Genomic DNA, 11088 nt, shown 5'->3' with positions numbered 1-11088 from the left:
GTGGACGGGGTGGTGCCGTTGGGTCGTCCGGTGGCGAACACGCGGGTGTTCGTGCTGGATGAGGGGTTGGAGCCGGTGGCGCCGGGTGTGGTGGGCGAGTTGTATGTGGCGGGTGCGCAGTTGGCGCGTGGGTATGTGAACCGTGCGGGCTTGTCGGCGGAGCGGTTCGTGGCCTGCCCGTACGGGAACGGCGAGCGGATGTACCGCACGGGGGACCGGGTGCGGTGGACCGCGGATGGGCGGTTGGTGTTCGCGGGGCGTGCGGACGACCAGGTGAAGGTGCGTGGTTTCCGGGTGGAGCCGGGTGAGGTGCAGGCGGTGGTGGCCGCGCATCCGCGGGTCGCGCAGGCTGTGGTGGTCGCGCGTCAGGACTCTCCGGGGGACACCCGGCTGGTCGCCTACCTCGTCCCCGAGGAGCAGGGCCAGGACGCCAATGATGAGAATGAACTGATCGCTTCCGTCAGGGAGTTGTCGACATCCCGACTCCCCGGTCACCTGGTGCCGTCGGCCTTCGTGGTGCTGGAGGCGCTGCCGCTGACCGGCAACGGCAAGCTCGACCGCAAGGCCCTGCCCGCACCCGGCTCCGCCGCCCGGTCGGAGGGCTCGCGCGGCCCGTCGACCCCGCGCGAGGAGCTGCTGTGCGCGGCGTTCGCGGAGGTGCTCGGCCTGGAGTCCGTCGGTGTCGACGACGACTTCTTCGCCCTGGGCGGGCACTCCCTTCTCGCGGTGCGGCTGGTGGAACTGCTGCGCGTGCGGGGGGTGTCGGTGTCCGTGCCGGTGCTGTTCGACACTCCGACGGCCGCCGAGCTGGCCCTGGTCGTCGGCCCGGAGCAGGTCGCCGTGCCGGCCCGGCGGATCCCGGACGGCGCGACCGAGGTCACCCCGGAGATGCTGCCGCTGGTCGAGCTGTCGGCTGCTGAGCTGGAGCGCCTGCTCGCCGAACTGCCCGGCGGCGCGGCCAACCTCGCCGACGTCTACCCGCTGGCGCCCGTCCAGGAGGGCATGTTCTTCCACCACCTGCTGGCGGACTCGCAGGGCGGCGACGCGTACGTGCTGCCGACGGTTCTCGGCTTCGACTCGCGTGAGCGGCTGGACCGCTTCGTGGCGGCGCTGCGGGTGGTGATCGACCGGCACGACATCTACCGCACGTCGATCGCGTGGAAGGGCCTGCCCGAGCCCGTGCAGGTGGTCGCCCGCCGCGCGGAACTCCCCGTGACCGAGGTCGAGTTGTCGGCGGACGGTCCGGGCGCGGTGGAGCAGCTGCTGGCCGCGGCCGGGGCGTCGATGGACCTGGGCCGGGCGCCGCTGCTGGACCTGCACCTGGCGGCCGACCCGGTCGGCGCGGACGGCGGCCAGCTGGCCCTGCTGCGGATCCACCAGATGGTGCGCGACCACACCACGCTGGAGGCGGTGCTGGCCGAGGTGCAGGCGATCATGGAGGGGCGCACGGCCGACCTGCCCGAGCCGCTGCCCTTCCGTGAGTTCGTCGCCCAGGCCCGTCTGGGCACGGCGCGTACGGAGCACGAGAAGCACTTCGCCGAGCTGCTGGCCGACGTCACCGAGCCCACCGCCCCGTACGGACTCACCGACATCTACGGGGACGGGGTCGCGGCCGAGCAGGCTCGGCTCGCGGTGGACGAGGAGGTGGCCGACCGGGTGCGGTCGGTGGCGCGCAGGCTCGGACTGAGCCCGGCGACGCTCTTCCACCTCGCCTGGGCGCGGGTGCTGGCCGCCGTCTCGGGCCGTGAGGACGTGGTGTTCGGCACCGTCCTGTTCGGCCGGATGAACGCCGGCGCCGGCGCCGACCAGGTGCACGGCCCGTTCATCAACACCCTGCCCGTCCGGGTCCGGGTGGCCGATTCGGGCGTGCTGGACGCGGTGACCGGACTGCGGCACCAGCTCGCCGCCCTGCTGGCCCACGAGCACGCGCCGCTGATGGTGGCGCAGCAGGCCAGCGGTATGCCGGGGAACGCGCCCCTCTTCACCTCGATGTTCAACTACCGGCACAACACCCGGCACCGGGCGGCGGAACCGGGTGGCGAGGTCAGCCGGGACGAGGAGTTCGAGGGGATCAGGACGCTCTTCATCCGGGCGCGGACCAACTTCCCACTGGCGGTGTCCGTCGACGACGACGGAGCCGGGGTCGGCATGAGGCTCACCGTGGACGCGGTCGCCCCCGCCGCCCCCCGGGCCGTGTGCGATCTGCTGCACACCGCCGTCGACAACCTGGCGGCCGCGCTGGCGGACGCCCTCGACGGTGGCGCGGACGTGCCGCTGAGCGCGGTGGAGGTGCTCGGCCCGGACGAGCGGCACCGGATGGTGACGGAGTGGAACACCCCGCTGGCCGGCGGACCGGCCCGGACGCTGCCGGAGCTGTTCGCCGCCCAGGCTGCCCGGACGCCGGAGGCCGTCGCGGTGGTGCACGACGGCGTCGAGCTGTCGTACCGGGAGCTGGACGTGCGGGCCAATCGGCTGGCGCGGCACCTCGCCGAGCAGGGCGTGGGCCCGGACGACCTGGTCGCGGTCTGCATGGAGCGCGGCGCCGACACCGTCACCGCTCTGCTGGGCGTGCTCAAGGCGGGCGCCGGCTATCTGCCCGTCGACCCCGGCTACCCGTCCGAGCGGATCGCCTTCACCCTGGCCGACGCGGCCGCGGCGTACGTGCTGACCTCGACCGCCTGCGTGCGGGTGCTGCCCGAGGACGCGGACCTGCCGGTGCTGGTGCTGGACGCGCCGGAGACCGCCGAGCGGCTGGCCGGCCTGTCCGGTGCCGCGCTCACGGCGGACGAGCGCGCGGGCGAGCTGCTGCCCGGGCACCTGGCGTACGTGATCCACACCTCGGGCTCGACCGGCCGCCCCAAGGGCGTTGCGGTCACCCACCGCAACGTGGTGGACCTGTTCGCCGCGACGGAGGGGCTCTTCGGTTTTGGCCCCGATGACGTGTGGAGCTGGTTCCACTCCTTCTCGTTCGACTTCTCGGTGTGGGAGCTGTGGGGCGCGCTGCTGCACGGCGGGCGGGTCGTCGTCGTCCCGTTCGAGGTGTCCCGCTCTCCCGAGGAGTTCCGGGAGCTGCTCGACCGCGAGCGTGTCACGGTGCTGAGCCAGACACCGTCCGCCTTCTACCAGTTGACGGCGGCCGATGCCGCCTCCGGCCGGTCCGGGGCGGGCAGTGCGCTGCGGGCGGTGGTGTTCGGCGGGGAGGCCCTGGACCCGGCCCGACTGAAGGACTGGGCGGCCGGGCAGTCGGGCGCCGGCCCGGTGCTGGTCAACATGTACGGGATCACCGAGACGACGGTGCACGTCACCCATCGGACCATCGACCCGGAGAACCCGGGCTCCGACAGCGTCATCGGCCGTGGGATCCCCGGCCAGGGCGTGTACGTCCTGGACGATGCGCTGCAGCCCGTCCCGGTCGGCGTGGCGGGCGAACTGTACGTCTCCGGCGCGCAGTTGGCCCGTGGCTACGTGGGGCGTGCGGGTCTGTCGGCGGAGCGGTTCGTGGCGTGTCCGTTCGGGGTGCCGGGTGAGCGGATGTACCGCACGGGTGACCGGGCGCGGTGGACGGCGGATGGTGAGCTGGTGTTCGCGGGGCGTGCGGACGAGCAGGTGAAGATCCGTGGTTTTCGGATCGAGCCGGGTGAGGTGCAGGCGGTGGTGGCCGCGCATCCGGGGGTGGCGCAGGCCGCGGTGGTGGTGCGGGAGGACGTGCCGGGGGACCGGCGGTTGGTCGCGTACCTCGTGGCGGCCGGGGGCCCCGATGCCTCCTCCGAGCCCGCGGACCTCGCCGAGTCGGTGCGCGGCTTCGTGGCCGGGCAGCTGCCGGACCACCTAGTGCCGGCCGCCGTGGTGGCGCTGGACGCGCTGCCTCTGACGGTCAACGGCAAGCTCGACCGTCGGGCGCTGCCCGCCCCGGACTACGCGAACCCGGTCTCGACCGGCTCGCGGGAGGCCGTCACGCCGTACGAGGAACTGCTGTGCGCGGCCTTCGCGCAGGTCCTCGGAGTGGCGGCGGTCGGGGTCGAGGACGACTTCTTCCAGCTGGGCGGGCACTCGCTGCTGGCGGTGCGGCTGATCTCCCGGGTGAGGGCGGTGCTGGGCGTCGAGGTGCCGCTTCGGGCGCTGTTCGAGGCCCGGACTCCGGCCCGGCTCGCCGCGGTGGCGCTCGCGGACTCGGACACGGCTCGGCTTCCGCTCACGCGGGGTGTTCGTCCGGAGCGGGTGCCGTTGTCGTTCGCGCAGCGGCGGTTGTGGTTCCTGGGTCAGTTGGACGGGCCGAGTGCGACGTACAACGTTCCGGTGGTGCTGGGTCTTTCGGGTGAGGTGGACCGGGCGGCGCTGGGTCTGGCGTTGCGGGATGTGATCGGGCGGCACGAGGTGCTGCGGACGGTCTACCGCGTTGCGGAGGGTGAGCCGTACCAGCATGTGCTGGGTGTGGAGGAGTTGGACTGGGGGCTCGAGGGCGGTGTGGTCGCCGCGTCGGAGCTGGCGGGTGCGGTTGCGGCGGCGGCGGGTGGTGTCTTCGATCTGTCGGTGGAGGTGCCGATCCGGGCGTGGCTGTTCTCGGTCGGGCCGGATGAGCACACGTTGGTGGTGACGATCCATCACATTGCGGGTGACGGCTGGTCGATGGGTCCTTTGGGTCGGGATGTGTCGGCGGCGTATGCGGCGCGGTGTGCGGGTGTGGCGCCGGAGTGGGTGCCGCTGCCGGTGCAGTACGCGGACTACGCGCTCTGGCAGCGTGAGTTGTTGGGTTCGGTGGCGGACCCGGAGAGTGTGCTGTCGCGGCAGGTCGACTACTGGCGTGGTGCGTTGGCGGGGGCTCCGGAGGAGTTGGAGCTGCCGTTCGACCGCAGTCGGCCGGCGGTGGCTTCGTACCGTGGGCACAGTGTGGGGCTGGATGTTCCGGCCGAGGTGCACGCGCGGCTGGTGGAGTTGGCGCGGGCGCAGGGTGTGACGGTGTTCATGCTGTTGCAGGGTGCGCTGTCGGTGCTGTTGTCGCGGCTGGGGGCCGGTACGGACGTTCCGGTCGGGACGGCGGTGGCTGGTCGTACGGACGAGGCGCTGGACGATCTGGTCGGGTTCTTCGTGAACAGCCTGGTGGTGCGGACGGATCTTTCGGGGGACCCGACGTTCGTCGAGGTGCTGGGCCGGGTCCGTGAGGCGAGCCTTGCGGGCTTCGCGCACCAGGACGTGCCGTTCGAGCGGCTGGTGGAGGAGCTGGCGCCGGAGCGTTCGCTCTCCCGGCACCCGCTGTTCCAGGTCATGCTGACCCTCCAGAACAACGCCCGAGGAGTGCTCGACCTCGCGGGAGTCTCGGTCGAAGGGGTGACCACCCTTTCCGTGGCGGCGAAGTTCGACGTGGAGGTGCTGGTCAGCGAGGCCTTCGACGCGGAGGGGCGGGCTGCCGGGTTGCGCGGAGTGGTGATCGGTGCGGCGGATCTGTTCGCCGAGGCCTCGGTCGAGCTGCTCGCGCGGCGCTGGGTGCGGGTGCTGGAGGCCGTGGTCGCGGATCCGTCGGTGCGGCTGAGCGCGGTGGACGTGCTGGGCGAGGCCGAGCGGCACCGGGTTTTGGTGGAGTGGAACGACACCGCGGGTGAGGTGCCGTCGTCGCTGGTGCCGGAGTCGTTCGCGGCGCAGGTGGCGCGGACACCGGATGCGGTGGCGGTGGTGTTCGACGGGGTCGAGGTGTCGTACGCCGAACTCGACGGGCGGGCCAACCGGTTGGCGCGTCTGCTGGTCGGGCGCGGGGTGGGCCCGGAGTCGGTGGTGGGCCTGTGCCTGCCGCGGGGAATCGACACCGTTGTGGCGCTGCTGGCGGTGTGGAAGGCCGGCGGGGCGTACCTGCCGATCGACCCCGGCCACCCCGTCGAGCGGATCGCGTTCACGCTCGCCGACGGCGGCGCGGCGTGCGTCCTCACCGACGGGTCCACGGCCGCGGTCGTGCCGGCGAGCACACCGGCCGTCCTGCTCGACGCACCCGCAACGGTTGCGGAACTGGCCGGACTCGAGGCGACGCCGTTGGCGGAGGCCGAGCTCGGTGGTCCTCTGCTCCCCGGTCACATCGCTTACGTGGTGTACACGTCGGGGTCGACGGGGTTGCCGAAGGGTGTGGCGGTGACGCATGGGGCGTTGGCGTCGTATGTGGGGTCGGTGCCGTCGGTGGTGGGTTTCGGCGCAGCCGGTGTGGGTGGTGCTGGTGTGGGTGGTCGGTTCTTGTTGTTGCAGCCTGCGGTGACGGACTTGGGGAACACGGTGGTGTTCGCGAGTTTGTGTTCGGGTGGGCAGTTGCATGTGCTGGGTTCGGATGTGGTGACGGATCCGGTGGCGGTGGCGGGTTATGTGGCGGGTTGTGGGATTGATTTCGTGAAGGTGGTGCCGTCGCATCTGGCGGCGTTGGGTGCTGGGCCTGGTGGGTTGGGGGCTTTGGTGCCGGGGGGTTCTCTGGTGCTGGGTGGTGAGGCGGCTTCGGCTGGTCTGGTGGCGGAGTTGTCGTCGGTGGCGGGGGGTTGTGGGGTTTTCAATCATTACGGTCCGACGGAGACGACGGTGGGTGTGGTCGCGGGTCCGTTGGAGGTGGTGGATGGTGTGGTGCCGTTGGGTCGTCCGGTGGCGAACACGCGGGTGTTCGTGCTGGATGAGGGGTTGGAGCCGGTGGCGCCGGGTGTGGTGGGCGAGTTGTATGTGGCGGGTGCGCAGTTGGCGCGTGGGTATGTGAACCGTGCGGGCTTGTCGGCGGAGCGGTTCGTGGCCTGCCCGTACGGGAACGGCGAGCGGATGTACCGCACGGGGGACCGGGTGCGGTGGACCGCGGATGGGCGGTTGGTGTTCGCGGGGCGTGCGGACGACCAGGTGAAGGTGCGTGGTTTCCGGGTGGAGCCGGGTGAGGTGCAGGCGGTGGTGGCCGCGCATCCGCGGGTCGCGCAGGCTGTGGTGGTCGCGCGTCAGGACTCTCCGGGGGACACCCGGCTGGTCGCCTACCTCGTCCCCGAGGAGCAGGCCCAGGGCGCCAATGATGAGAATGAACTGATCGCGTCCGTCAGGGAGTTGTCGACGTCCCGACTCCCCGGTCACCTGGTGCCGTCGGCCTTCGTGGTGCTGGAGGCGCTGCCGCTGACCGGCAACGGCAAGCTCGACCGCAAGGCCCTGCCCGCACCCGAGCTGTCGGTGGGTTCGCGTGGCCCGTCGACCCCGCGTGAGGAACTGCTGTGCGCGGCGTTCGCGGAGGTGCTCGGCCTGGAGTCCGTCGGTGTCGACGACGACTTCTTCCAGCTGGGCGGGCATTCCCTTCTCGCGGTGCGGCTGGTGAGCCGCATCCGGGCCGAGGCCGGCCTGGAGGTGCCGCTGCGACTGGTCTTCGAGGCACCCACGGTGGCGGGGCTTGCGGCCCGCCTGGCGGATCCCGCCGTTCAACAGCTCACTGAGGAAGCCGCTGCGCGGCCGGCACTGCGGCCGATGCGCAAGCAGGAGGAGTCTCGATGATCCCGTTGTCGTTCGCACAGCGTCGGTTGTGGTTCCTGGCCCAGTTGGACGGGCCGAGTGCGACCTACAACATCCCGGTGGTACTCGGTCTTTCGGGTGAGGTGGACCGGGCGGCACTGGGTCTGGCGCTGCGGGATGTGATCGGCCGGCACGAGGTGCTGCGGACGGTCTACCGCGTCGCGGACGGCGAGCCGTACCAGCACGTCGTCGAACTGGACGAGCTGGACTGGGAGTTGGCGGAGGTCGGGGTCGAGCCCGAGGGTCTGGCGGCGTCGGTCGCCGAGGCGAAGGGCTATGCCTTCGACTTCGCGGTGGAGGTGCCGATCCGGGCGTGGCTGTTCTCCACGGCCCCGGACGAGCACGTCCTCGTGGTCGTGCTGCACCACATAGCCGGGGACGGTTGGTCGCGTCGCCCGCTGGCCGACGATGTCTCCACCGCCTACGCGGCCCGCTGCGAGGGCAAGGAACCGGACTGGGTGCCGCTGCCGGTGCAGTACGCCGACTACACGCTGTGGCAGCGTGAACTGCTGGGCGACGCCGAGGACCCGAGCAGCCTGCAGTCCCGCCAAATCGAGTACTGGCGTGGTGTGTTGGCGGGGGTTCCGGAGGAGTTGGAGCTGCCGTTCGACCGCAGTCGGCCGGCGGTGGCTTCGTACCGTGGGCACGGCGTGGGGCTGGATGTTCCGGCCGAGGTGCACGCGCGGCTGGTGGAGTTGGCGCGGGCCCAGGGCGTGACGGTGTTCATGCTGTTGCAGGGTGCGTTGTCGGTGCTGCTGTCGCGGCTGGGGGCCGGTACGGACGTTCCGGTCGGGACGGCGGTGGCTGGTCGTACGGACGAGGCGCTGGACGATCTGGTCGGGTTCTTCGTGAACAACCTGGTGGTGCGGACGGACCTTTCGGGTGATCCGACGTTCGTCGAGGTGCTGGGCCGCGTTCGTGAGGCGAGCCTGGCGGGCTTCGCGCACCAGGACGTGCCGTTCGAGCGGCTGGTGGAGGAGCTAGCGCCGGAGCGTTCGCTGTCCCGGCACCCGCTGTTCCAGGTCATGCTCACCCTCCAGAACAACGCACGTGCCACGCTCGACCTGGCCGGCGTGTCGGCAGCGGGCACGACCGGGGAAGCGACGGCCGGTCTCGGGGTGGCGAAGTTCGACCTGGAACTGGTGATCGCCGAGGTCTTCGACACCGACCGCAAGCCGGCCGGCCTGCGGGGCGTCATGACCGGTGCCGCCGATCTCTTCGATGCGGGGTCGGTGGAGGTGTTGGCGGAGCGTTGGGTGCGGGTGCTGGGTGCCGTGGTCGCGGATCCGTCGGTGCGGCTGAGTGCGGTGGACGTGCTGGGTGAGGCCGAGCGGCGCCGGGTGTTGGTGGAGTGGAACGACACGGCGGGTGAGGTGCCGGCGGTGACGTTGCCGGAGTTGTTCGCGGGGCAGGTGGCGCGGACGCCTGATGCGGTGGCGGTGGTGTTCGAGGGTGTGGAGCTGTCGTACGCGGAGCTGGATGCGCGGGCGAACCGTTTGGCGCGGCTGTTGACCGGGCGGGGTGTGGGTCCGGAGTCGGTGGTCGGGGTGGTGATGGAGCGTGGTGTCGAGCTGGTGGTGTCCCTGCTGGGGGTGCTGAAGGCCGGTGCGGCGTATCTGCCGGTGGATCCCGAGTATCCGGCTGAGCGGATCGCGTTCACCCTGGCCGATGCGGACGCCGTCTGCGTACTGACGTCGGCCGCCTGGAAGGCGGTCGTGCCCGAGTCGGCGGATGTGGTGGTGCTGGACTCCCCGGCGGTCGTGGAGGAGTTGGCGGGGCACGAGGACGGCCCGTTCGCAGCCGCGGATCGTCTGGGCAGGCTCCTGCCGTCGCATCCGGCGTATGTGATCTATACGTCGGGGTCGACGGGGCGGCCGAAGGGTGTGGTGGTCGCGCATGCGGGGATCGTGAACCGGTTGGTGTGGATGCAGTCGGCGTACGGGTTGTCGGGTGCGGACCGGGTGTTGCAGAAGACGCCGTTCGGGTTCGACGTGTCGGTGTGGGAGTTCTTCTGGCCGTTGGTGGTGGGTGCGGGTCTGGTGGTGGCGCGGCCGCAGGGTCATCGGGATCCGGGGTATCTGGCGGGGTTGATCGCGGGTTCGGGTGTGACGACGGTGCATTTCGTGCCGTCGATGCTGGAGGCGTTCCTGCGGGAGCCGTCGGCGGGGTCGTGTGGTGGGCTTCGGCGGGTGGTGTGCAGCGGGGAGGCGCTGCCGGAGGAGTTGCGGGACCGGTTCTTCGGGGTGTTCCCGCGGGGCGTGGACTTGCACAACCTGTACGGGCCGACGGAGGCGTCGGTGGACGTGACGGCGTGGGACTGTGGCGCGGACCAGGCCGGTCCGGTGCTGATCGGTGCTCCGGTCCTCAACACCCGGGTGTATGTGCTGGGTGAGCGGTTGGAGCCGGTGGCGCCGGGTGTGACGGGTGAGTTGTATCTGGCCGGGGTGCAGCTGGCGCGCGGGTATGTGAATCGTCCGGGGTTGTCGGCGGAGCGCTTCGTGGCGTGCCCGTTCGGCGCGCCGGGTGAGCGGATGTATCGCACGGGGGATCGGGTGCGGTGGTCGGCGGACGGTCAGTTGGAGTATCTGGGGCGTGCGGACGACCAGGTGAAGGTGCGTGGTTTCCGGATCGAGCCGGGCGAGGTGCAGGCCGTGGTGGCCGCGCATCCGCAGGTCGCCCAGGCCGCGGTGGTCGCCCGCCAGGACTCTCCCGGTGATGTGCGGCTGGTCGCCTACCTGGTCCCCGAGCAGGAGGGGGATGGCGGTGAACTCGCCGACGCGGTCCGTGGGTTCGTCACCGAGCGTCTGCCGTCCCACATGGTCCCGTCCGCTTTCGTGATGCTGGAGGTGTTGCCGCTGACGGTGAACGGCAAGCTGGACCGCAAGGCCCTGCCCGCGCCGGACTTCAGCGCCGAGCTGTCGGCCGGCTCACGCGGCCCGTCGACCCCGCGCGAGGAGATCCTCTGCGCCGCCTTCGCCGAGGTGCTCGGCCTGGAGACGGTCGGTGTCGACGACGACTTCTTCCGGCTCGGCGGGCATTCCCTCCTCGCGGTGCGGCTGGTGGAACTGCTGCGGGTGCGTGGCGTGTCGGTGTCGGTGCGGGCGCTGTTCCAGAGCCCGACGGTTGCCGGTCTGGCGTCGGCGGCGGCCTCGGTGCGCGTGGAGGTTCCGGAGAACGGGATCCCGGCCGGCGCGACGGGGATCACTCCGGAGATGCTGACGCTGGTGTCCCTGTCGGAGGCGGAGATCGAGCGGATCGTCGCCGCCGTCCCGGGTGGTGCGGCGAACGTGGCGGACGTCTACCCGCTGGCTCCGCTCCAGGAAGGCCTGCTGTTCCACCACCTCATGTCCGAAGGCGGCGACCGCGACGTCTATGTCACGCCCAGGGTGGTCGGCTTCGACTCCCGCACGCGCCTGGACGCCTTCCTGGACGCACTCCAGAAGGTGATCGACCGGCACGACATCTACCGGACCTCGATCGTCTGGCAGGGCCTGCCCGAACCGGTCCAGGTGGTCCGGCGGACGGCCGTGCTGCCCGTCACCGAGTCCTCGCTGGACCCTGCCGCGTCGGATCCGACCCAAGAACTGCTGG

The 11088-nt window shown here is 71.4% G+C and carries 2 protein-coding genes (1 of these 2 only partly in view); both read left to right on the top strand.

The window, feature by feature from the left end; all coding sequences use genetic code 11:
- The gene (locus tag ACIBCA_RS36760; protein ID WP_396287532.1) at positions 1-7479 is read left to right on the top strand and encodes an amino acid adenylation domain-containing protein; all 7479 of its coding nucleotides are present in this window, start codon (positions 1-3) and stop codon (positions 7477-7479) included.
- Positions 7476-11088, top strand: partial view of an amino acid adenylation domain-containing protein gene (locus ACIBCA_RS36755; RefSeq protein ID WP_396287531.1) — the beginning only. The gene runs 6164 nt beyond the window's last position; the window shows 3613 of its 9777 coding nt (coding positions 1-3613); it begins with the start codon at positions 7476-7478; the stop codon falls past the right edge of the window. The genes ACIBCA_RS36760 and ACIBCA_RS36755 overlap by 4 nt, the downstream gene beginning before the upstream one ends.

The sequence above is a fragment of the Kitasatospora sp. NPDC051170 genome (assembly GCF_044455705.1).
In the GTDB taxonomy this organism is placed as follows: Bacteria; Actinomycetota; Actinomycetes; order Streptomycetales; family Streptomycetaceae; genus Kitasatospora.
Note: the sequence above shows the minus strand (reverse complement) of the source record. Positions and strands in the feature narration are given on the sequence as shown.